The organism is Streptomyces sp. NPDC006193 (assembly GCF_040613915.1).
Classification (GTDB): Bacteria; Actinomycetota; Actinomycetes; order Streptomycetales; family Streptomycetaceae; genus Streptomyces.
In genome coordinates this window covers 1-23,145 of record NZ_JBEXTB010000042.1, presented here as the reverse complement: position 1 = coordinate 23,145, position 23,145 = coordinate 1, and the positions used below count along the sequence as shown (strand labels likewise).

The 23,145-nt window shown below is 75.8% G+C and carries 10 protein-coding genes and 1 pseudogene; 7 read left to right on the top strand and 4 right to left on the bottom strand.

Features of this window, described 5'->3' with window-relative positions; translation table 11 throughout:
- The first annotated feature begins 321 nt into the window (after positions 1-321).
- The 3 genes from ABZ261_RS27455 to ABZ261_RS27445 are packed head-to-tail and all read left to right on the top strand — an operon-like array spanning position 322 to position 2,801.
- On the top strand, positions 322-573 hold the full coding sequence (locus tag ABZ261_RS27455; protein WP_356863689.1) for an acyl carrier protein: 252 nt from the start codon (positions 322-324) through the stop codon (positions 571-573).
- Positions 573-2,051 carry an AMP-binding protein gene (locus ABZ261_RS27450; RefSeq protein WP_356863687.1) on the top strand — a complete coding sequence of 493 codons (1,479 nt, stop codon included), beginning with the start codon at positions 573-575 and terminating at the stop codon, positions 2,049-2,051. Before ABZ261_RS27455 ends, ABZ261_RS27450 begins: the two co-directional genes overlap by 1 nt.
- Positions 2,052-2,081: 30 nt before the next feature.
- On the top strand, positions 2,082-2,801 hold the full coding sequence (locus ABZ261_RS27445) for an enterobactin synthetase (protein WP_356863685.1): 720 nt from the start codon (positions 2,082-2,084) through the stop codon (positions 2,799-2,801).
- A gap of 816 nt (positions 2,802-3,617) precedes the next feature.
- On the opposite strand, the gene ABZ261_RS27440 is transcribed toward ABZ261_RS27445, so the two are convergent.
- Both ABZ261_RS27440 and ABZ261_RS27435 read right to left on the bottom strand, forming a co-directional pair.
- On the bottom strand, positions 3,618-7,457 hold the full coding sequence (locus ABZ261_RS27440) for a beta-ketoacyl synthase N-terminal-like domain-containing protein (protein WP_356863683.1): 3,840 nt from the start codon (positions 7,455-7,457) through the stop codon (positions 3,618-3,620).
- Positions 7,450-16,182 (bottom strand): amino acid adenylation domain-containing protein, encoded by an 8,733-nt coding sequence (locus tag ABZ261_RS27435; RefSeq protein WP_356863681.1) that lies wholly within the window; start codon positions 16,180-16,182, stop codon positions 7,450-7,452. The genes ABZ261_RS27440 and ABZ261_RS27435 overlap by 8 nt, the downstream gene beginning before the upstream one ends.
- Positions 16,183-16,613: 431 nt before the next feature.
- On the opposite strand from ABZ261_RS27435, the gene ABZ261_RS27430 reads away from it, so the two are divergent.
- Both ABZ261_RS27430 and ABZ261_RS27425 read left to right on the top strand, forming a co-directional pair.
- Positions 16,614-17,963 carry a protein kinase gene (locus ABZ261_RS27430; protein ID WP_356863679.1) on the top strand — a complete coding sequence of 450 codons (1,350 nt, stop codon included), beginning with the start codon at positions 16,614-16,616 and terminating at the stop codon, positions 17,961-17,963.
- A 62-nt stretch (positions 17,964-18,025) separates the two neighbouring features.
- Positions 18,026-18,544, top strand: a complete 519-nt coding sequence (locus tag ABZ261_RS27425; RefSeq protein WP_356863677.1) for an RNA polymerase sigma factor — start codon at positions 18,026-18,028, stop codon at positions 18,542-18,544.
- 91 nt (positions 18,545-18,635) lie between these two features.
- On the opposite strand, the gene ABZ261_RS27420 is transcribed toward ABZ261_RS27425, so the two are convergent.
- Complete coding sequence (locus tag ABZ261_RS27420) at positions 18,636-19,322, bottom strand: LuxR C-terminal-related transcriptional regulator (protein ID WP_356863675.1); 687 nt, start codon at positions 19,320-19,322, stop codon at positions 18,636-18,638.
- 579 nt (positions 19,323-19,901) lie between these two features.
- On the opposite strand from ABZ261_RS27420, the gene ABZ261_RS27415 reads away from it, so the two are divergent.
- Positions 19,902-21,167 (top strand): helix-turn-helix domain-containing protein, encoded by a 1,266-nt coding sequence (locus tag ABZ261_RS27415; protein ID WP_356863733.1) that lies wholly within the window; start codon positions 19,902-19,904, stop codon positions 21,165-21,167.
- 367 nt (positions 21,168-21,534) lie between these two features.
- Here the strand turns inward: ABZ261_RS27415 and ABZ261_RS27410 are convergent, their stop codons facing one another.
- On the bottom strand, positions 21,535-22,731 hold the full coding sequence (locus ABZ261_RS27410; protein WP_356863673.1) for an ABC transporter substrate-binding protein: 1,197 nt from the start codon (positions 22,729-22,731) through the stop codon (positions 21,535-21,537).
- A 322-nt stretch (positions 22,732-23,053) separates the two neighbouring features.
- On the opposite strand from ABZ261_RS27410, the pseudogene ABZ261_RS27405 reads away from it, so the two are divergent.
- A pseudogene (locus ABZ261_RS27405) lies at positions 23,054-23,145 on the top strand (GlsB/YeaQ/YmgE family stress response membrane protein); the annotation flags it as partial.

The following is a 23,145-nucleotide window of genomic DNA, read 5'->3' as shown; positions in this document are numbered from 1 at the left end:
TACCGCCCCGGCGGGCACGTACCGGCCGTGGGGCCGGACGCAGGGCCTGGGCACTGGCATCACTCCTTCGGCATTCCTCGGGCTTCGGCAACGCCCGGCGCGTCGCACTGCCCGCTCCACGGGCGGGCGGGGCTGCGGGTCTCGTCTCGGAAAGAGGCCGCGCACCGGGCCCCGCTATCCCCGCGCCTGCCGTTGCGTGCGCGTGACAAAGGTCACGCGGGGCGGCGGGGATCGCCGTGCGCCGCGGGGGCCTCTTGTTCGGGTGACACCGGACCCACGAGATCCGCCCGGCGGCCACGCGCCGCGGCGAAAGGGGAGAGCATGAGCACCATCAGGGAGTTGCTGGTCGAACTCACCGGTACCGCGGAGTTCGCCGACGCCGAGCGGGTCGGTGACGACGTCGACCTCGCCGCGAGCGGCATCGACTCCGGCGACCTGGTGCGTCTCGTCCTGCTCGTCGAACAGCGGCTCGGCGTGGAGATCACCGCCGACGACATGGAGCAGCTGCGCACCATCGCCGACTACGAGCGGTTCACCGCCGAGCGTGCCGCCGCCGGCGCCGGCGGTGCCTGATGTGGCTGACGCAACTGCTGGAACGCAACCGCCAGTGCTGGCCCGACCGGCCGGCGCTGGTGGACGAGCGGCGCCGGGTCACCTGGGCGCAGTTGCACGACCGCACGCTGGAACTGGCGCGGGGACTGGCCGACCTGGGCATCGAACGCGGTGACCGGGTCGCGGTGCTGTCCAAGGATCGCATCGAGGTGCTGGAGGCCTACTTCGCGCTCGCCCGGCTGGGCGCGCTGTTCGTCCCGCTGAACCACAGTCTGGCGGTGCCCGAGGTCGCCGGCATCGTCGAACGCGTCGGCGCGGTGGCCGTCCTCGGCGAGTCGGAGCTGCTGGACCGGCACCCGGAGCTGCCGGCGTCGGTGCGGATCAGGATGGCCCTGGACAAGCCGGCCTTCGAGGCCCTGGGCGCCGTGGCCGCCGAGCGCGACCTGCCCGAGGTGGCCGACACCGATCCGGTCGCCGTGCTGCACACCTCGGCGACCACCGGACAGGCCAAGGGCGTCACGGTCGACAGCGCGTCGTTCCGCGCCATCGCCCTGGGCTGGCTGGTCATGGCCCGGCCCACCGACGACATCGTGATGGTCAACTGCTGCCCCCTCTACCACGGCAGCATGGTGGTGTCCCTCACCTACCTGGCCGCCGGCGCCACCGTCGTGCTGATGCCCGGCTTCACCCCGCAGCGGGCGCTGGCCGCGGTGGAGGAGCACCGAGCCACCCACATGTGGCTGGTCCCGCAGATGCTCCGCTTCATGCTCCAGGCCAAGGGCGCCGAGCGCGCCGACCTGTCCTCGCTGCGGGAGATCCTGTACGGCGCCGCCCCCATGCCGCTGGACGTGTACGCCGCGGCGGTGGAGCGCCTGGACTGCGGGTTCCGGCAGGTCTACGGCATGACGGAGGTCGGCGGGCCGTTCGTCACGCTCGGCCCCGACGAGCACCCGGCGCCCGGCGACGTCACCGCCCGCATCCCCTGCGGGCGGGTCGTGCCGGGCATGTCCGCGCGCGCGGTCGACGGGGCCGGACGGGAGCTGCCCCGCGGCGACATCGGCGAGATCGTCGTGCGCGGGCCGGGCGTCATGCAGGGCTACTGGAACGACCCGGACGCCACCCGAGAGATCACCCTCGACGGCTGGACCAGGACCGGCGACCTGGGCTTCGTCGACGACGCGGGCCGCATCCACCTCGTGGACCGCAGCAAGGACGTCATCATCCGGGCCGGGCAGAACGTGTACCCCTCGGAGATCGAGCGGGCGCTGATGTCCCACCCGGCGGTCCGGGACGCGGCGGTCGTCGGCATGCCCGACGAGGACTACGGCGAGGTGCCGCTGGCGTACGTCGTCGCCGAGCCGGGCACCCGGCCCGCGGACCTGCTCGCCCACGTCGGCGAGCGGCTGGCGCCCTACAAGCGGCCCCGGCGGGTGGAGTTCATCGAGCAGGTGCCCCGCAACCCCGCCGGGAAGATCGTCAAGAAGCTGCTGCGGGCCTGACGGGTGCGCTCGCGTCCCTGCCCGGCGCCGGTGGCCGGCCGCGCGGGCACGCTGCCCGTCGCGCGGGCCGGTCCGGGCGCCGGGGCGGCCGCCCGGCTCCGCCGGCTGCGGCCTGCCTGGGCGGCGGCCGGGCTCGGGCTGGGCGTCGCCGTCGTCACGGACCCGCGGGCCGTCCCCGCCGGGCCCGCCGAGGAGGCCGCGGCCGAGGGAATGCCGCCGCGGCGCCGGCTGGAGTTCCTGGCCGGCCGGCTCGCGGCGCGGCGCGCGCTGCGCGCGGTGGGGCTGGACTGCGGCGAGATCCCGCGGGCCGGCCGCCTGCCGGACTTCCCGCCGGGACGGGCGGCGTCGATCACGCACAGTGCGGGGGTCGCGGTGGCCGTGGCCCGGATGCCGGGGCGGGACCTCCCCCTCGGCTGCGATCTGGAACTGCGCCCCCTGCCCGACGGAGCGGCACGGCTGGTGCTGGGCGAGGACGAGGGGGAACTGCTGCACGCTCCCGGACCGGGTGCGGTGCCGTGGTCGGTGACCGCGCTGTTCTCGGCGAAGGAAGCCGCGTGGAAGGCCCTGCACACCGGGCCTGCCGCCCTTCCCGCCGACGCGCTGGTGAGCCTGCGGGACCTGCGGGCGCGCCCGCTCGGCGGCGGGCTGCGGATCGGGACGCGGCAGGAGCCGGCGCTCGCCGTGCACGTCGAGGTGATGCCGGTCGGCGCGGGCGTCTTCAGCACGGTCCTCGGCTGGGCCGGCCGCTGACACCTGACCGCCGACCGCCTGCGCTTCCCCTCCTTCGGCAGGCCCCCGTCCCGGGCACTCCGCCCCCGTCCCGCCGCTCGACGCGCGGGGCGGGGGCCGTGGCGTGAGCGCGGCCGGTCGCCGGGCCGCGGGGCCGGAGCGCAGCGCAGGCCCCGCCGTGCGGGCGGGGCCCGATCCTGGCTGCGCAGCGGCTCGTCGCGGGAGCGGCGAGCGGAAGCGGCGAGCGGGAGCCGAACCACGGTCCGCGCCCCCGACCGCCCCGCCGCAGCGCCGGAGGGACCCGCTCCGCGGTTCGGTTCCGCGCGTGCGCCCTCGGGCGCCGCGCCGTCGGCGTCGAGTCCAGGCGCCCGCCCTTCGCACCCGGCGCCGGACACCGGCCGGAGGCCGGTCAGGGCACCGGTCGTTCCGTGTGTGATCCGACCGGACGTATCCGCACCTGCTCGGCGGGCCGCGGGGCCGGAGCGCAGCGCAGGCCCCGCCGTGCGGGCGGGGCCGGATCCTGGCTGCGCAGCGGCTCGTCGCGGGAGCGGCGAGCGCGAGCCGAACCCGCTCCGCCGAGCAGCGCAGTTCGCTGCCTGCGCGCGCAGCCGGGAGGGACCCGCTCCGCGGTTCGGTTCCGCGCCTGCGCCCTCGGACGGCGCCCCGTCGGCGTCGGGTCCGAGGCGTCCGCCCGTCGGACCCGGCGGTCGGGCACCGGCCGCACGCCGCCGGGCGGCGCCACCGCGTCGAGCGACCGCGTCGAGCAGCGCGTGGGCCCCTGTCCGCCGCCGCGTCCGAACGGGACGGGGCGGCGGACAGGGGCCGGAGCCCGGCCGGTCAGGCGGACGGCTCGCGCAGCGCCTTGGCGACCGCGGCTCCGATCAGCGCGATCGGCTCGGGTTCGGTCATCTCGTAGTGGCCGCACGGCACCCGGTGGTCGTGCAGGGTCCCCTCGACGTGGGGCCGCCAGCTCTCGGCCTTGTCGGGCAGCACGGCCAGGTCGCCGGGGAAGCCGGTGGCCTCCTCCCGGGCGGCGCTGAAGAACAGCACGTCCCCGCGGAAGACACCGGGCGTGAACTGGTGGGCGATCCGCAGGTTGTTGCGCATGACCGCGGCGATGGCCCCGGCCTCGGCGCGGGTGACCGGCGAACGCGTCGGATCGGCCGCCACGGCGGCGTCGATGCGGGCGAGGACCGCCGCCACGTCCGGCACTCCGGCCGCTTCCGGTCCGGCGGGCAGACCGGCCACCCTCAGCAGCAGCGACGCCACCTGCCGTTCGACCGCCGCCGTGTCGTACCGCATGCCGTGCGGCTGGGGGGCGTCCAGCATGGCCAGCAGTTCCACCCGTTCGCCCCGCTCCTGCAGGGCGCAGGCCATCGCGTGTGCCACGAAACCGCCGTAGGACCAGCCCAGGAGCCGGTAGGGGCCGTGCGGCTGCACCTCGCGGACCAGGTCGACGTAGGAGGCGACCATGGACGCCGCGTCCGGTGCGGGCGGCCGGGCGCCGTCGAGGCCGGCGGCCTGGATGCCGTAGACCGGCTGGTCGCCGCCGAGGTGGGGCAGCAGACCGGTGTAGCGCCAGGACACGCCCGCTCCGGGGTGGACGCAGAACAGCGGGACGGCGCCGCCCTGCGCCCGCAGCGGCAGCAGCGGGGCGAGCGCGTTCGAGCCCGCGCCGGGCGCCTGTGCCGAGGTGTCGTCGGCCGCCGCGAGGAGACCGGCCACGGTGGGCGCGGCCAGCAGGGTCGCGGCGGGCACGTCGAGCACGTCGGCCTGGCGCAGCCGACCCACCAGCAGGACGGCGCGCATCGAGTCGCCGCCCAGGTCGAAGAAGTTGTCGTGGACGCCGATGCCGCCGATGCCGAGGGTGTCCTCCCACACGCGGGTCACCGTCCGCTCCCGCTCGGTGCGCGGGGGCACGTGCTCGGTCGTCAGGCGGGGCCGCGGATCGAGGGCCGGCGCCGCGGCGGGCCGCGCGGCCCCGGTGTCCGGGGCGCCGGGGTCCGTGCGGGCGCCGGGGTCCGTGCGGGCGCCGGGGGCGTCGATCCAGTGACGGTGCCGTGCGAAGGCGTACGGGGGCAGCGGGGCCCGCCGCGGGCTGCCCGGCACCGCGGGGAGGGCGGTGTCCACGCCCGCGCTCCACAGCCGGCCCAGCGCCTCGGCGAGGACGAAGGCGTCGTCGGCGGCGGCCTTGGCGTGCCGCATGGTGGTGACCGTCACCGGCGCGTGCTCGGCGAGCTGGGCGGCGGCCAGCTTGGTCAGGGTGTCCCCGGGGCCGACCTCCACCAGGACGGGCCGGCGTTCCCACAGGGTGGTGACGCCGTCGGCGAAGCGCACGGTGTCACGGGTGTGCGCGATCCAGTGCCGGACCGAGGTCGCCTGCTCGTCGGTGATCCAGGCGCCGGTGACGTTGGTGACGAACGGGATCCGCGGCGGGCGCAGGGTGACGCCGCGCAGGTGCTCCTCGTAGGCGGGAAGCACCGGGTCCAGGACGTGGGAGTGGGCGGCGACCGGTATGCGCAGCCGCCGGAACGGCACGCCGCGGCGGGCGAGTTCGGTCTCGAACCGGGCGACGGCGTCCTCGTGCCCGGCGACGGTGCAGGCGGCGGGGCCGTTCACGGCGGTGAGGGACAGCTCCTCGCCGAGCAGCGGCAGCACGTCCCCGGCGGGCGCCGCGACCCCGAGGGTGGCACCGCCCGCGGAGCTGATGAGCCGGACGCGTTCGGTGACCAGGGGCAGCATCTCGTCGAGGTCGATCACTCCGGCGAGGCAGGCGGCCGTGTACTCGCCCAGGGAGTGGCCGATGAGCGCGTCCGGGCGGACTCCCGCCGCCATGAGGGTGCGGGCGAGGGCGTACTCGGTGACCACCAGGGCGAGGAGGGAGGTGCTGGTGCTGTCGGCGTCGCGGCCCGCGAACAGGGCGTCGCGGATGTCGCCGCCGAGGGCGGGGCGCAGGACGCGCGCGCACTCGTCGACGGTGTCGCGGTAGACGTCGTGTCCGCGGTAGAGCTCCGCGCCCATGCCCGGGTACTGGGTGCCGCCGCCCGGCAGCAGGAACGCCACCTGCGGGGGCTCGTCCGCCAGGGGCGGTGTGCCGGGCACGGCGGCGCGCAGCGCGGACAGGGCCTCCTCGCGGGAGGCGGCGGTCACGGCCAGGCGGTGGCGCTGCGCGGGCCGGTGGGCGCGCAGGGAGTGCGCGGTGTCGTCCAGGCGCTGGTCCGGCCGCCTCTCCAGGTGGCGGGCGAGTGCCTCGGCCTGGCCGCGCAGGGCGTCGGCCGTGCGCGCGGACAGCGGCAGCACCAGGCGGTGGCCGTCCGCGGGTCCGCGGGGCGGGGCGGGCGGGGCGGCCGGGGCCTCCTCCAGGATGACGTGGGCGTTGGTGCCGCCGATGCCGAAGGCGCTGACGGCGGCCCTGCGGGGGTGCTCGCCGGCGGGCCAGTCCTCCAGGGTGGTGGGCACCCGGAACGGCCCTGAGGCGAAGTCGATGTGGGGGTTGGGCCGTTCGAAGTGCAGGCTGGGCGGGATCTGCCGGTGTTCCAGGGCCAGGACGGCCTTGATGAGCCCGGCGATGCCGGCGGCCGCTCCGAGGTGGCCGATGTTCGTCTTCACCGACCCGAGGGCGCAGTAGCCGCGGCGGCGCGTGGACTGCCGGAACGCCTCGGTGAGCGCGGCCACCTCGATGGGGTCGCCCAGGCGGGTGGCGGTGCCGTGCGCCTCGACCAGGCCGATGGTGCCGGCGTCGGTCATCGCCTGGGCCTGCGCGGCGAGGATGACCTCGGTCTGTCCGGCGGCGCTGGGCGCGCTGAAGCCGACCTTGCGGCGTCCGTCGTTGTTGACGGCGCTGCCCCGGATGACGGCGCGGATGCGGTCGCCGTCGGCGAGGGCGTCCTCCAGCCGTTTGAGGACGACGGCGCCGACGCCGTCGCCGGAGGAGGTGCCGGACGCGTCCGCGTCGAACGCGCGGCAGTGGCCGTCGGGCGAGAAGGGGCCGCCGGGCACGTGCCGGTAGCCGAGGAACGCGGAGGGGTTGAGGGACACCGCGGCGGCCAGCGCGGTGTCGCACCGGTGGTCGAGCAGGTCCTGGCAGGCGGTGTGCACCGCGACGAGCGCGGTGGAGCAGGCGGTCTGCAGGGACACGCTCGGACCGGTCAGGCCGAGTTCGTAGGAGACGCGGGTGGCGAGCGTGCCCAGGGAGTTGGCGGTGGCCGCGTGCACGAGTTCCACCGATCCGGGCTGCCCGGCGTACCGCGGGTACACGTGGGCCGGGTAGTAGCGGCTGTCACCGCTGCCCGCGTACACGCCGAACGCGCCGTTCACGGCGCCGGGGCCGAGGCACCCGGCGTCCTCCAGGGCGTGGTAGGCCGTCTCCAGCAGCAGCCGCTGCTGGGGGTCGACGACGGCGGCCTCGGCGGGACTGTAGCCGAAGAACCCGGAGTCGAAGCGGTCGATCCCCTCGACGACCGACACCATGCGCACCAGCGCGGGGTCCTTCAGGTCGCGTTCGGTGCCGCCCGCGGCCAGGAACTCCTCGTCGGTGATGGGCCGCACCGACTCGCGTCCGGCGGCGAGGTTGTCCCAGAACGCGTCCACGTCGTCCGCGCCGGGCAGGCGTGCCGCCATGCCGATCACGGCGACGGCCGGCGCCGGCTCGTCCTGCTCCGGGGTGGTCTCAGGCATGGCTCTGGTCCTTTCCGTGCCGTGCGGAGCGGCGGGCACGGGCCGCACGCTGCCGCTGGGCTCGTTCCTTGGCGCGGTCCAGGGCGCTCGGCCCGGTCCCGTCCGGCTGCGGCGGCGCCTGCGGATCCGCCGCGGGGGCGGCGCCCGTCTCCGGTCCCGTCCGGGCCGCCAGGTGGCGGGCCAGGTCGCGCACGGTGGGGTGGGCGAACAGGTCGACGACCGGCAGCTCGCATCCGAAGGCCCGGTTGACGGCGGTCTGGGCGGCGACCAGCAGCAACGAGTTGCCGCCCAGGTCGAAGAAGTTCTCGTCCCGGCCGACCCGGTCGCGGCCGAGGACCTCGCACCACAGGCCGGCGAGCCGGTCCTCCAGGTCGCGCAGCCGCTCCTCCCCGGTGCCGGAGGCGGTCGCCGGCTGCTCGGCGCCGCCGGCCGCGCGCAGCACCCAGTGGTCGCCGCCGGCGGCTTCGGCGGCGGCCCGGTACAGCGCGCCGATGTCGGCGCCCTCCTCCAGGGCGACGCGTCCGGCCAGCCGCCGCACCTGCCGGGCGGGCTGGACGACGTGGCTGCGGACCCAGGGGGCGGTGCGGTCGGCGCCGATCAGCAGGTGGGGTTCGTCCAGGGTGCGGGCCAGGTCGAAGGAGCGCAGCGCGGCGGCGGTGTCCAGCAGCCGGTAGCCGCGGGCCTCGGTCAGCGGGGCGAGCCGGTAGCCGCTGCTCATGCCGCGCTCGCGCCACATGCTCCAGGCCAGGCTCTGCGCGGGCAGGCCGAGGGCGCGGCGGTGCACGGCGAGCGCGTCGAGGTAGGCGTTGGCGGCGGCGTAGGCGGTGTTCAGGGCACCGCCGAACCAGCCGTTCACCGACGAGAAGGTGACGAAGGAGCCGACCGGGTGGTCCTCGCTCACGCGGTGCAGGGTCCAGGCGCCGCGCACCTTCGCGTCCAGGGCCTCGCGCCAGGCTCCGGCGTCCAGTTCGCCGACGGGGCGTTCGACGAGGGTCCCGGCCAGGTGCAGCACCGACACCAGGGGCGCGCCCCAGTGCCCGGCGGCCGCGCGGACGGCGTCCCGCACCTGTCGCTCGTCGGTGACGTCGGCGCACGCGTAGCGGACCTCCCCGAGTTCCCGCAGCCGCCGGTACGCCTCGATGCGGGCGGCAGCGGGCCCGCCGGCGGCCAGGTGCCGCGGCCAGGTGTCCTCCGCGGGCAGCGGGGTGCGGCCGAGGACGAGCAGCCGGGTTCCGGGGGTCCGCAGCAGGTGGGCGGCGAGTTCGGCGCCGACACCGCCGAGTCCCCCGCTGACCAGGTGGAAGCCGTCGGCGGCGGGCGGTTCGGCGCGGGGGGCCGGGTCGGGCAGGGGGGCGAGCCGGCGGACGAGGCGCCGGCCGCCGCGGTGGGCGACCTCGGTGTCGGCGGGGGTGCCGGACACCTCGGCGAGCAGCAGGGGTACGGGGTCCTCGTCGCCGTGCGGGTCGAGGTCGAGGTGGACGCACCGCAGCCCGGCGGACTCCTCCCGCAGCGACTTCAGCAGGGCGCCGGCCATGGCGTGCGCCGGGGAGGGGCGGTCCTCGGCGGTGACCGCCTGGGCGCCCGCCGTCACGTACAGCAGGTCGACCGGGCGGGGCGCGCCGGACCGGCCGGCGAGGGCGCGGGCGAGCGCGAGCAGGGCCGCGGTTGCGGCTTCGGCGGCTGCCGGGTCGGCGGCCTCGCCGTGGTGCAGTGCGCCGAGGTGCACGACGGCGTCGACGGGCCGCCCGTCGGCGGCGAGGCTGCGCAGCAGTGCCGTGTGGTCGGCCTCTTCGGCGGGGCGGATCCGGTGGTGGGCGGCGTCGAGCCGGGCGTACGACGTTCCGTCGGCGGCCAGGGTGCACAGTCCGCCGGCGGCGCGCAGCGCCCGGGCGAGGCGTCCGGCGAGGTCCTGGGCGCGCGGGTCGCCGCCGGTGAGGACGAGGGTGTGCCGGCCGGCCGCCGCGGCGGGCGGCCGGTGGCGCCCGGCCCGCTGCCACACCGGCCGCAGGAACCAGTCGGGCAGGGTGGCGGCGGTGCCCAGCAGCAGCTGGGCCTCGCGGACCGCGTCGTCGAAGGCGCCCGCCTCGAAGCTCTTGCGCAGCTTGGTCCGCTGGATCTTGCCGATCTCGGTCTTCGGGACGGCGGCGGCGTCGACCGGCACGAGGAAGGCGGGGCTGACGCCGGTCTCCCGGGTCACCTTGCCGGCGATCTCCCGCAGCGCGGTGGCGGGGTCGTGTCCGGGGGCGAGGTGGACGAACAGGGCGAGTTCGTCGGTGGCCGCCGACGGGTCGGAGCGCACCGCGACCGCGGCGTTGAAGCTGCGGACGACGTGCGGGAGTTCCTCGACGCAGGCCTCGATCTCGTGGCTGTAGTGGTTGACGCCGTTGACGATGATGACGTCCTTGGCGCGGCCGGTGATGTACAGCTCGCCGTCGCGCAGGAAGGCCAGGTCGCCGGTGTCGAACCAGCCGTCGTCGGTGAACGCCTCCGCGTTGGCCGCCGGGTTGTCGTGGTAGCCGCCGGTGACGGAGGTGCCGCGGACCTGGAGGCGGCCGACGTCGCCCTCGGCGAGCACGGCGCGCTGCTCGTCCACGATCCGCATGGCGAACCCGGGGTAGGGCAGGCCGCAGCTGACGAACGTCTCGTCGGCGCCCGGCGGTTCGGCGGGCAGCACGGCGTCCGTGACCACCGAGCAGGTCTCCGACATCCCCCAGCCGGGGTGCATCACGTCCTGCGGCAGCCCGAACGGCTTCAGCGTGTGCAGGAACCGGCGGGCGGCTGCCGCGACCACGACCTCGCCGGCGTTCATCACCAGCCGCATCGGCGTCAGGTCCCACTCCCGGTCGCGGAAGCGGTCGGCCTGTTCGGCCAGCAGCCCGAAGGCGAAGTTGGGCGCCCAGGTGACGGTGACCCGGTGCCGGTGGGCGAGGTCCATCCAGCGCAGCGGGTCCTGGAGGATCCAGGAGGTCGGCGCGTGGATCTGCCGGCACCCCAGGTACACGTCGCGCAGGTGGAACATCACCACGCCGGTGACGTGGTCGAGGGGGATCCAGTTCAGGGAGACGTCCCGCTCGCCGAGCGCGTTCATCTGCTCGGTGGCGGCGGACCGGGCCAGCACGTTGCGGTGGGTCAGGCGCACGGCCTTGGGCAGGCCGGTGCTGCCGGACGTCATCAGCATCAGCATCAGGTCGTCGGGCCGGGCGGCGTACCAGTCCCGGTCCTCGGGCGCGTCCCGCAGCGCGTCGGCCGTCGTCAGCCGCAGCCCGGGCCAGTTCTGGCGGTCGGCCAGGTCGCGCAGGCCGGCTTCCAGGCCCGCGGAGCACACCATCCAGGGCCGGCCGAGCATCCGCCAGATGCCCTCCAGTTTGGTCAGCGCCGCCGAGGGGGCGGCGTAGGAGGCGGGGACGGTGAGCGGGACGGCGACAAATCCGCCGAGGACGCAGCCCCAGAGCACGGCGAGGAAGTCCTCGGTGGCGTCGCACTGGAGGATCACCTGGTCACCGGGGCGCAGCCCGGCCCGCCGGAGCCCGGCGAGGACATGGGAGGCTTCCGTGAGCAGCGAGGCGTAGCCGCGCCGGGTCTCACTGCCGTCGGCGTGCACGTGCACGATGTCGCCGTGGTCCCGCTCGGCGGCGCGGACCAGGGCCTGCGCCCAGCCGGGCACGGTCGGCTCGGCCTGCTCCGGTCCCTCGCTCAGCGCCGGCACGGCGCCGGCCGCCGTGCGGGGGCCGGCCGCGGGCGCCGGCGGGGTGGTGCGGCGCGGGGGGCCGGCGTGCCGGCGGCCCAGTTCCTCGGGGACGGCCTCCACCACGGCCTCGGCCGTGCGCACGCCGGCGAGGCGGGCCAGCTGCTGCCGCCAGGTCTCGGCGGCGGTGCGGTCGGCCAGGGGCAGGTCGCGCAGCGCGCCGGTGTCGGGGGCGCCGTCGGCGGTGCGGGGCAGGGCGTTGACCGCCGTGACCCGGACGACGCCGTGTCCGGCTTCGTCGAGGACCTGTTCGACGCGTTCGGCGGCGTCCGCGCGGCCCGGCACCACGTACAGGTGCGGCGGCGCGCCGTCGGCGCCGGGCAGGGCGAGCACGTCGCGGATGCCGGGCACGGACAGGGCCGCGTCCGCCACCTCGGCGGCGTCGGCCGTGCGGGGGGCGGCCGGGGTGCGCGCCGGCGGTGCGGGGAGGTCGCCGATCCTGAGGTCCGGGTCCGCGCTCACCGCGCGCAGCGTCTCGCCCAGGGCGCGGGCGAACTCCTCGGCGGTGGCGGTGTCGTACAGGTCCGTGGCGTACTCGACGTGCAGGTCGAGCCCGTCGGGGGCGCCGTCCGCGCGGTGCCGTTCGAGGACGTCGACGAAGAGGTCGAACTTGGCGGTGCCGGTGGCGGTGGGCCGCAGCGGCGCCTCGCGGTCGTCCAGCCGGAGGACGGCGGGCTCGTTGTTCTGCAGGGCCAGCATGACCTGGAACAGCGGATGGCGGCCGGGGCGGCGGGGCGGGCCCAGCTCGTCCACGAGCTGGTCGAAGGGCAGGTCCTGGTGGTCCAGGGCCGCCAGGTCGTGCGGGCGCAGCCGGGCGAGCAGTTCCCGGAACGCGGGGTCGCCCGAGGTGTCGGCGCGCAGGACGAGGGTGTTGGTGAACAGGCCGATCAGGTCGTCCAGGGCGGGTTCGGAGCGTCCCGCGACGGGGGTGCCGACGACGATGTCCTCGCCGGCTCCGCTGCGGGTGAGCAGGGCGCTCACCGCGGCGTGCAGCACCATGAACAGGCTGCCGCCCTCCCGGTCGGCCAGGTCCAGCAGGCCCCGGTGGAGTGCGGCGTCCAGGGTCTCGGTGACGTGGGCGCCGTCGCCGCTCGGCGCCGCGGGGCGGGGCCGGTCGCCGGGGAGCGTGCACTCCTCGGGCAGTCCCGAGAGCGCCTCGCGCCAGTGCGCGGTCAGCCGCTCCAGCCGTCCCGGGCCGTCCGGTTCCGGGGCGAGCAGGGCGCGCTGCCAGACGGCGTAGTCGGCGTACTGCGCCGGCAGCGGGGCCCATGCCGGGGCGCGGCCCGCCCGGCGGGCCGCGTAGGCGGCGGTCAGGTCGTCGGCGAGGGGGCGCAGCGACCAGCCGTCGGCCGCGCTGTGGTGCAGCACCAGCAGCAGCGTCGGGTTCTCGGCGGGGCCGAACAGCCAGGCGGCGAGGGGGCTTTCGCGGCTCAGGTCGAAGCGGTGCCGGGAGGCCGTCAGGACGTGCGCGGCGACCTCGTCGGCCGGGCAGTCCACCCTTCGCAGCCGTGGGCGCAGCTGTCCCGGCGGCAGGATCCGCTGGTGGGGTGCGCCGTCCTGTTCGGCGAACACCGTCCGCAGGCTCTCGTGCCGGTCGGCGAGGTCGCCGAGCGCCTTGTGCAGCGCCTCGGCGTCGACGGCGGGGCCGAGCGGCGCCACCAGCGGGATGTTGTACGTGGCCGCCGAGCCGTCGAGCCGGTTGAGGAACCACATGCGTTCCTGGGCGTAGGACAGCGGGAGGCGCTCCGGGCGCCGGACGCCGCCGAGCGCGGGGCGGGCGGGAGCGGTGCCGGGCCGGGAGGGGAGGCGCTGTGCGAGCGCGGCCGGTGTCGGGCCGTCGAACAGGGCGGTGATGGGCACCTCGGCGCCGCTCTCGTGCCGCAGCCGGGCCAGGAGGCGGGTGGCGAGCAAGGAGTCGCCGCCCAGGTCGAAGAAGTTGGCGTCGGCGCTCACGGAGTCGCGCGGCAGCCGCAGCACGTCCTCGAACAGGTGGCACAGCAGGGCCTGCCGGGGGGTCTGCGGGCGGGCTCCGGCCGCGGCGGCGGTGAAGTCGGGGGCTGGCAGGGCGTCGGTGTCGAGCTTGCCGTTGGCGGTCAGCGGGAGCGCGTCGACGTTCACGCAGGCCGCGGGGACCATGTGGTCGGGCAGGTGCGCGGCGGCGTGGGCGCGCAGCTCCGCCGGGCTCGGCGGCTCCTGTCCGGTGGGCACCGTGTAGGCGACGAGCTGCTGGGCGCCGTTGCCGGAGCGGCGCACGACGACGGCGGCCCGGGCGACACCCGGGTGGGCGGCGAGGACGGCTTCGATCTCGCCGGGTTCGACGCGGAAGCCGCGCAGCTGGACCTGCTGGTCGGCGCGGCCCAGGTATTCGAGGGCGCCGTCGGCGCGGCGCCGTGCCAGGTCGCCGGAGCGGTACATGCGGCTGCCGGGCGGGCCGAAGGGGTCGTCGAGGAACCGTTCGGCGGTCAGTTCGGGCCGGCCGAGGTATCCGCCGGTCACGCCCGCGCCGGCCACGTGCATCTCGCCGACGGCGCCCGGCGGCACCGGCCGGCCGGCGGGGTCGAGCAGGTGCACCCGCAGGTCCGCCAGCGGTGTGCCGATGACGCTCGTCCGGCGGGGGTCGGTCAGGTCGTCCGGGGTGATGCGGTGGTGGGTGACGTGCACGGTGGTCTCGGTGATGCCGTACATGTTCACCAGGGCCGGGTGCTGCAGTCCGTGCCGGTCGGCCCACGGCCGCAGCCGCTCGGGACGCAGGGCCTCGCCGCCGAAGACGACGTAGCGCAGCGCGCCCGCCGGTTCCGGGCCGTCGGCCGGCGTCTGTTCGCCGTCGGCGTCCATGAGCTGCTCGAAGGCGGAGGGCGTCTGGCTGAGCACGGTCACGCCCTCGCGGTGCAGCAGCCGCAGGAAGTCACGGGGCGAGCGGCTGACGGCGTACGGGACGACGACGAGCCGGCCGCCGTGCAGCAGGGCGCCCCAGATCTCCCACACCGAGAAGTCGAAGGCGTAGGAGTGGAACAGCGTCCACACGTCGTCCTCGCCGAAGTCGAAGTGCTCGGACGCGGCGGCGAAGAGGCGGACGACGTGGGCGTGGGTGACGGGCACGCCCTTGGGGCGGCCGGTGGAGCCGGAGGTGTGGATGATGTACGCGATGTCCGAGGGGCTCGTCGCGCCCCGGCGGTCGCTGTCGGTCAGCCCGCCGGCCGGGCGGGCGGCGAGGTCCGCCTCGACGGCGGGGTCGTCCAGGACGACGGCGGGGACGCCGCCGGTGAAGCGGGCGGCGAGAGCGGTCTCGGTGACGAGGAGGACGGGGGCGGCGTCGTCCATGACGAGCCGCAGCCGCGGTGCCGGGTGGCCGGGGTCCAGGGGGAGGTAGGCGGCGCCGGTCTTGAGGACGGCCAGCAGGGCGGGCAGCAGCCGCGGGCCCCGGGGCAGGGCCAGCGCCACCACCCGGCCGGGACCCGCGCCGCGCTCGGCCAGCAGCCGGGCCAGGCGGTCGGCGCGGGCGTCGAGTTCCGCGTAGGTGAGCTGTTCGCCCTCGTACGACACGGCGACGCGCTGCGGCCGGGTCCGCGCCTGCCGTTCGAACAGGTCGGTGAGGGTCGCGTCGACCGGGAAGTCCCGCACGGGGGCGTCGCCGGGGTGCTCGCCGGGCAGCAGCAGGTCGAGGTCCCCCACCGGTGTCGTGGGCGGGGCGTCCGCGAGCCGCCGCAGCAGGACGAGGAACCGGTCGCGGTGCAGGGCGAGTTCGTCCTCGTCGTACAGGGCGGGGTTGGCGTCGAAGGCCAGCCACAGGCCGTCGGGCCGGGCGCCGGGCCGCACGGAGATCTGGAGGTCGTCGACGGCGCCGCCGGAGAGGTGGTGCCAGGTGGCCGGGTGACCGCCGAAGTCGAGGGACTCGGTGAACGGGACGATGTTCAGCACCGGCCCGTACAGCCGGCGTCCGGTTCCCAGCAGGTTCAGGTCCCGGCGGATGGACTCGCCGCGGTACTGCTGGTGCCGGCGCAGCTGCCGCACCTCATGGGCGACCGCCCGGACCAGGTCGGCGACGGCCGTACCGGGGTCGGCGGCGACGCGCAGCGGCAGGACGTCGGAGGCGGTGCCCGGGGTGCGCAGGGCGGCGCTGCCCAGCCGGCTCATCGTGGCCATGCCCAGCACGAGGTCGTCGGCGCCGGTCATGCGGTGCAGGTAGACGGCGACGGCGGCGGTGAGCAGGTCGGTGCGCGTCACGTCGAGCCGGGCGGCCGCGTCCGACAGGGCCCGCGCGTCGGCGCCCTCGAGTTCCGCGGTGCGGCGCAGGAAGGGGGCGACGGGCGCGGCGGTACGGCGGGTGAGCCGTGCGGGCTCCGGCAGTCCGGCCAGCCGCCGCGACCAGTGCTCCCGGTCGCGGGCGCGGCGCTCGGAGGCGAGGTAGGCCGCCTCCTCGGTCTGGAGCCGGCTCACGGGCGCGAAGACGCTCGGGGCGGGTTCGCGCCCCTCGGCCAGCGCGTTGTAGGTGTCGGCGAGGCGGCGGCCGAGGAGCTTGTAGCTGTAGCCGTCGAGCAGGATGTGATGGGCCCTCAGCAGCCACAGATGCCGGTCGGGGGCGAGGGTGAGCAGGGTGTGCGAGAACAGCGGCCCCTTGTCCAGGTCCACCGGCGTCGCGAGTTCCGTGCGGACCAGTTCCCAGGCGGCGGCCTCCGGGTCGCCGGCGTCGCTGACGTCGATCCGCCGCAGCGTCCAGTCGTCCGCGTCCGGCGCCCGGTGGCAGCGGGGGCCGTCGTCCGTCTCGTGGAAGCGCAGGGCGAAGGTGTCGGCCTCTCCCACGGTCCGGCGCAGGGCGGTCTCGAACAGGCCGGTGTCGAGGGCGCCGTGGATCTCCACCGCCTCTGCGGTGTTGTACGCGGCGCTGTCGGACGCGAGCCGTCCGGCGTACCAGAGTCCCTCCTGGGCTCCGGACAGCGGCCGGTGCTCGTTGGCACGGAATGACCCCTCACGGAGTGACATGGCACAACCCTCACGTGGCAAGTCGCGATGTCCCGGCCGGAACGGCCCGGCCGGGCGGACGGGGGTGCGGCCTCGGCCCACGGAGCGGGGAAGCAACGGTCGCACGCCGAAGCGGGGGCCGGCATCGGCCCGCCGCTGGTCCTGCAAGTGCCCCCAGCGTGCGACGCGGCGGCGTAACCGATCAAGCCCGGACCGGACCCGCCGCGCGAATTCAGGTTTTTCCCTGGAGAAGGCGCCGGCCGGGATAGCGCCGCTTCCGGCCGGCATTCAGGATTTCCCGCAACTTTCGTCCGGCCCCCTGTTCCCGGTGGATTCGCCCGCCCCGGGCGTTGCACTCTCGGACGGGCGCCGGGCATTCGGCCCGCATGGGTGACGCCTCGTCATCGAGCCGTGAAAGCAATGAAGAGACAGAGGGAAAGAAGGCTGGCGGCATGCAACGTGCGTTGTGTCCGGTCGAGACGCTGTACGTCGGGCAGCGAAGCAGAGCGGTGCTCTCCTGCACCCTGCACGGGCAGGTCGACACCGGGGCGCTGTCCGCGGCGTTCGACGCCGTCACGCGGACCCACCCGACGCTGCGGGCGCGGATCGCGCCCGACGGCGAGGGCTTCGCGCTGCGCCTCCTCCCCGAGGACGAACGGCCCCGGCTGATCACCCGCACCGGCGGCGAGGACGCCTATGCGACGGAGTTGAACACTGCGCTGCCGGTCGGGGGCCCGCTCAGCCGCGCGGTCCTGGTGAGCGCGCCCGGGGGCGACCGCCATCTGTTCGTCCTCGTCATCGACCACACGATCACCGACGGGCACAGCAGCATCGCCGTGCACAACGCCCTGTGGGACCACTACCGGGCCCTGGTCGAAGGCGGCGGGGACGAGCCGGCCGCGGCCGGCTCCGCCGCCGCCCCGGGGGACGCCGAGGGCTCCCCCGACTGGCCGCAACCCGTCAGCCGGTCGCTGCCCGACGCCGATCCGGCGGCCACCGCCGCGTACCTGGAGCGGCGCATCGAGGAGACCCGGCGGCACCCCGTCGAGCTGGTTCCCTACGACGTGCCCCGGCCGGCCGCCGCCGGCGTCGGACCGGGTGCGGAGCCGGCCGTGGACGGCCGCATCGAGGTGTGCCGGCTGACCCTCGACGAGGAGCGCACCAGCGGGCTGCGGCGGACCGCTCGCCGGGCGGGCGTGTCCGTGCACTCCCTCGTCGCGGCGGCGCTGCTGTCGACGGCGCGGCGCCGCCTGGAGGGCGACGGTCCCCGCACACTCGGCTGCCTGTCCCCCGTGGACCTGCGCTCCCGGCTGTCTCCTGCGCTGCCCGCCCTCGTGATGGTGCCGGCGGTCACCACCCATCTGCAGACGCTCGGCGTCGCCTTGGACACCGAACCGATGGAGCTGGCGCGCACCGTCCACACCCGGCTGCGCGACTTCATCGCCCGCGGGGACCACTGTCACGAGATGCGCATCGCGCCGGAGATCCCCCGGAACCCGGCGCTGCAGCTGGCCACCGTGATCGCCACCAACATGGGCGTGGTCCCCGGTCCCCGGCTGCCGGCCGGACTGCGGGCCGCCGAGGTCCGGCTGGTGCCCGCCCGCGAGCAGTACTTCCCGCAGGCGGGCCGTAGTCCCGTCATGGCGTGCGTCGTCTCCTTCGAGGGACGGCTCGCCATCGAGTTCCCGCACTTCACCGCCTGCTTCAGCCCCTCCTTCATGCAGGCGTTCCGCGACGACGTCCACGCCGGGCTCCTGGCCTTCGCGGACGCCGCCGAGCCCCTGCCCGCGCCCGCACGGTGAGGACGGCCACCCCGGCCCACCGCGCCCGACCGCACCGGCTGCCACAAGGAGCACTCCCCCGCATGAGCACCGTCAGCCACCTCCCCACCCCTCTCGCGCTGCTGCCCCGCGCACAGGCGGGCGACGAGCAGGCGATGAACCACCTGCTGACCGCGATCACGCCGTACGTCGCCCGACTGTGCCGGTCCGTCACCCATGACGACGGCGCCGACGCCACCCAGGAGGCGCTCCTCGCCGTCTACCGCGGCCTGCGCACCCTGCGCGAGCCGGCCGCGTTCTACGGCTGGGTGCGCTCGGTGACGGTGCGCGAGGCGGTCCGCACCGCGAAACGGGCGGGCGACGAAGGAGCCTATGTGCAGGTCGACTCGGGCGAGGAGGCGAATCCGCTGGACGCCGTGCACATCAGCGACGTCCTGGACCGGCTGTCCACCTCCCACCGGCAGGTGCTCACCCTGCGCGCCTGGGGCCTCAGCGAGGAGGAGATGGCGCAGGTCCTGTCCCTGCCGGTGGGCACGGTCCGGTCCCGTCTGCACCGGGCCCGCCGCCGCTTCCGGGAGGCATGGCTGCCCTCGGCGGCGTAGACCGCCCGCGGCCGCCCCGGCCCCGGGGCGGCCGCGTGCGGTCGCGCACCCTGCGCGGCGGGCCCGGCGGGGGCGCGGGACCGCCCGGTGGTCACTCGACGAAGTCCGGCAGGACGCGCGGCGGCCACTGTCCCGCGGCGAACATCCCGAGCCCGTGGGCGCGTGCCACGAGGGCCGGCCGGTTGGGTGCGTCGAATCTGCGCAGCAGTCTTCCCACGCGGTACTCGACTCCCTGACGGCTCATGTAGAGGCGGCTGGCGAGCTGCACGGTCGACGCGCCGCTCGCCACGCCCTCGAGGACGCGTGCGTCGAGTTCGCTGAGCGTCTGCTCGCCACGGGGTTGTGCCGGTTCGCGGTCCTCGGCGTGGCTGAGCAGGATGACGAGTCCCGCCGGGCCGTCCGGGCCGGCGACCGCCACGGCCGTCAGGACCGCGCAGAAGGTGCGGCCGGTGCCGTCCTGGCCGGTCACCTGCTCCGTGAACCAGTCGGTCCGGCCTTCGGAGAGATCGGCGAACCGGCGCTGCAGGAGCGCGGGGAACCGCGCGAGGAGGAGGTCGCAGAGGTCGCGGCCGCATATCTCGCCCGGACTCAGGCCGAACGCCCCGGCGAATTCCGTCTCCGCGGCGGTGACGGTCGTGTCCAGGGCGGACACGTGGGCGGTGTAGGTGCGGCGCCGGCGGCTGCCGTCGGCGTCCCGTGGCACGGCCCGGGCGGCGGGGTCGGCGGTCGTCTTTCCGCCATCGTGGGAGGGAAGGGAGAGGGAGGAGGCGGTGCTCATGGCGGCCACAGACGTACCCTCTTTCTGTGCACGTGGGGTTGGCTTGCGTGACGACCTTCGGACAACGTTGTCGGGGCTGTGTTCCCCTTTGTCGCCCGCTCAGGATCCTCGAGGACCACCGCTACGCCCGCCCGCCCCGCCGGGGCGTTCGTGCCGCACAACCGCCTGCCGGACGCCCTGGAAGCGGCTGCCGCGGCCGTCTGCGCGGCCGGCTCCCGCAACGGGCCCGACGGAACACGAGGGGGCACAGAAGTCTCCGGAGTGAGGGCGAGATCGCATCAGGTCGGCACTTCGGAGGCTACGGCCGGGCAACGCCCTTGGCAAGGGTTTGCCTGACGGTACCGACGCTGTGTCAACTCTTTTTACCCAGGCCACTTTTCGGCCGCCTTCCGGTTTCCGCGGGGACGGAAAAACCCTGCACGGGGAACCATGTGCGGACGACCGGTGGCTGCCGTGTTTGCCACTGTGTTGCCCGTGCTGTCGACGCTTCGTAGAGTGTGGACCCACTTCCGCACGCTGCCAGCGGAACCCGCGGAAGGAAGCGGACTCACGAACACCTCGGGGGATCAGAGGGTGGGAATGCTCGAGCAGCCGTACTTCGGGCGACGGCTGAGGAAGATGAGGCTCGAACGAGGGTTGAGCCAGGCGGCGGTCGTCGGCGAGGGCATGTCGACGGGATACCTGTCACGACTGGAGTCCGGTGAACGCCGGCCCACCCCGCGCGCCGTCACCTACCTGGCCCAGCGGCTCGGCGTCGACGTGTCCGCGCTGAGCGAGCCGCTGGGCGCCGGATCACTCGGCCACGCGCTGGCGGCCGCGTGCTCGGCGCCGCCCGGCACGGAATGCACCGTCGCCCTGCTGCGCGCGCTGCAGGACGACGAACGCGCGGACCTCTCCAGCCGCTGGCAGGCGCTGTGGCTGCTCAGCCGGATCGACGACCGCAACGGCGACTACGAGCAGGAACGCGCCCGGCTGGGTGAACTCATCGAGCTGAGCGACCTGTTGGGGGCGCCGGAACTCCGGGTGCGGGCGCACGTCCAGTACGCGCGGTGCCTGCGCGCACTGGGCGACCTGGGGACGGCGGAGTCGGCGGCCGTGACCGCGCTGGCCATCGCGCGCGAGGAAGACCTCGAGGTCGCCGACACCTTGACCGCGCTGGTGACGCTGATCGGCGTCGAGACCGAGCTGGGCCGGCTGGACGCGGCCTGCCGGCACGTCAACGAACTGGAGCGGGACCTGCTGCCCGCGGCCACCGCACCCCAGGCGGCGGAAGCGCTGTGGACCGCTTCCCTGGTCAGCCACCGCCAAGGGGACCACACCGCCGCCCAGAACCGCCTGGAGACCGCTCTCGGGCTGCTCCGGGGCCGGGACGACCTGGAGTTGTGGACGCGGCTGCGCACCGCCGCGACCGCCGCCGCGCTGGAGATGTCCCCGCCCCGCCTGGAGGCGGCCCGCCGCTGGCTGGGCGAGGCCGAGGCGCTGGTCGAACTGACCGGCACCCCTGTCCAGGGGCAGGCGTTGCGCGCGCTGCGCGCCCAGCTGGCGTTCCACGAGGGAAGGCTGGACGAGGCCCGGGCGCTGTGCTGTGCCCTGCTGTCCGACGACGAACTGCGGCTGCCCTACCGGGACCGGGTGCGGCTGGCCGTCCTCGACGGCCGGCTGACCATCCTGGACGGCCGGATCGAGGAGGGCATAGCGGCCCTGGAGCGGCTCGGCCACCAGGCGACGGGGGCGCGGAACATGGACCTGGCCGCCCATGTCTGGCAGTCCCTGGCGACGACGCTGGCCCAGGTCCGCGCACCGGCGGCACGCGACGCGGTGGGGTCCGCCCGCAGCCGCAGGTGACCGCTCGTCCCTCGCCGGCGACCGGCGGCGGGCCGCGCCGGCGAGGACTGCCGCGTCTTCGGCGGCGTCCGGGCCGTGCCGCGAGCGGGTCGCCGGCGGCGACCCGGCACGTCCGCGGCGCCGTCGCCGGACCGCCGGCCCGCTCCTGCGCCGTCGCACCGCCGGCCCGGGACGGCTCCGCGCCCGCCGCGTGGACGGGCTGACCTCGGCACCGGGCGCCGCGCCGGTCCCGGCGCCCACCGCCGCGGACGGGACGGCGCCGAGAAAGGCCGCGGCCGGACCGCGGTGCCGTGTCCGCCCGCACGGGCAGGACGCGGTGCCGTGCCCGCCCCGCACGGGCAGGACGCGGGCAGGGCGCGTCGGTCCGTCACGTCGCGGTGAGCCGGCCGGTGACCGGCAGTTCGGGGATGTGCGCGTTGGTGACGACGGCGAGACGGGGGCCGTCCGGGCCGGGGTGCCACTGCCCGCCGGCCAGGCGGATGAGCGCGATGTTGGGGGTCGGGCCGTGGTTCCAGTCGAGGGGTCCCGCGATGGTGGCGAGGGTGGTGCCGGCGAGGGCCCGGGCGACGGCGGCGCGGTCGGTGGGGTCGTCGGCCGTGCTCAGGGCGTGGTGGGCGGTCTCCACGAGAGCGTGGGCCAGGCCGAGCGGCTGCAGCCAGGCCTCACCGGTGTCGCGCCGGTAGGCGTGGGCGAGCTCGGCGCAGGTGGTGCCGTCCAGACTGGAGCGGTAGGGGTGGCCGGGGCTCCAGTAGACCAGGGTGGCCACGCGTGCGTCGGCGAGCTCCGCGTGGACGTCCGGGGCGGAGACGGTGTGGGTGTGGGGGTAGGTCAGCCACCTGGAGCAGGTGATCAGCCGGGGCCGCAGCCCGGCCTGGCGGGCCTGGCGGTGGAAGCGGGCCAGGTCGCCGGCCGTGGCCGCGCTGGTGACGACGTCGACGCCGTGCTCCCGCATCCGGCCGACCTGGGCGCGGAAGTCGTGCGCGGGTTCCCGGTAGGGGCCGAGATCCACCAGGTGGTGCCCCCGCGCGGACGCCACCGGCGCGAAGCCGTACTCCTCGTGGCGCAGCAGGCTGCCCTGCAGGTCGTCGTTCCACAGGCAGCCGACGGTGTGCGGTCCGCCGAGTTCTTCCCACAGCTGGGCGAAGACGGCGGCGATGTCGTCCAGGCCCCATGCGAAGTGATAGGTCCACCGGAAGCGGTGGCCCGGGTCGGCGCCGCGTGCGCGCACGTACGTCTGCCAGGGGAAGGTCGTCGACAGGCACGGGACCCCCAGTTCCTCGCAGGCGTCCGCCACGGCGGGCAGCACCTGGGTCCCGGCCATGGTCAGGACGATGTGCGCACGGTCGGTGGCGGCCAGGTCGTGGACGGCCCGCCGGGCTGCCGCCGGGTCGGACCGGCTGTCGCGCACGACGACGGACACCTTGTGGCCGCCGCCGTTGCGGACGCGGGCCAACCGCGGTGCCGCGGCCCGCAGGACGTACGACAGCGGTCTGCCGAGCGGCGCCAGCCGTCCCGTCAGCGGTGCCACCACGCCGATCGTCAGCTGTGTCGGGGACGTGTTCACCCTTGCCTGCCTTCTCGTCGCTCGCCGGGAGCTGCGGGTGGGCCCGTGCTGACGTGTGCCGCCCGGCCACCGGTCGCCCCGGCCGTTCTCCGACTGGTCCGTCGGCTTCAACGACGCCGCGGCCGAACGGCATGGCCGCCGCAAGATGAATCACCCGCCCGGCAGCCGATCGGCTGCGCCGCTCCGGCCGCGACGCCGAAGACTTCCGGGCGGGCGGGAACACCGTCCGGCAGATGGTCGCTTCGCACCGCGTTTACAAATGGCCCGGCGGTAAAGACGGAGCATTGACACTGGCTTTATACGACGAGGTAGGAGAGATGTCATGGGCATCATCGCGTGGATACTCATCGGCCTGCTCGCCGGTTTCATCGCCAAGGCGCTGATGCCGGGCAAGGACCCCGGCGGCATCGTCAT

What these genes read in the sequence shown, in the direction of transcription:
- ABZ261_RS27455 (WP_356863689.1), top strand. Translation starts at nt 322, where the DNA reads ATGAGCACCATCAGGGAGTTGCTGGTCGAACTCACCGGTACCGCGGAG.
- ABZ261_RS27450 (WP_356863687.1), top strand. Translation starts at nt 573, where the DNA reads ATGTGGCTGACGCAACTGCTGGAACGCAACCGCCAGTGCTGGCCCGAC.
- ABZ261_RS27440 (WP_356863683.1), bottom strand. Translation starts at nt 7,457, where the DNA reads ATGCCTGAGACCACCCCGGAGCAGGACGAGCCGGCGCCGGCCGTCGCC.
- ABZ261_RS27435 (WP_356863681.1), bottom strand. Translation starts at nt 16,182, where the DNA reads ATGTCACTCCGTGAGGGGTCATTCCGTGCCAACGAGCACCGGCCGCTG.
- ABZ261_RS27430 (WP_356863679.1), top strand. Translation starts at nt 16,614, where the DNA reads ATGCAACGTGCGTTGTGTCCGGTCGAGACGCTGTACGTCGGGCAGCGA.
- ABZ261_RS27425 (WP_356863677.1), top strand. Translation starts at nt 18,026, where the DNA reads ATGAGCACCGTCAGCCACCTCCCCACCCCTCTCGCGCTGCTGCCCCGC.
- ABZ261_RS27420 (WP_356863675.1), bottom strand. Translation starts at nt 19,322, where the DNA reads ATGAGCACCGCCTCCTCCCTCTCCCTTCCCTCCCACGATGGCGGAAAG.
- ABZ261_RS27415 (WP_356863733.1), top strand. Translation starts at nt 19,902, where the DNA reads ATGCTCGAGCAGCCGTACTTCGGGCGACGGCTGAGGAAGATGAGGCTC.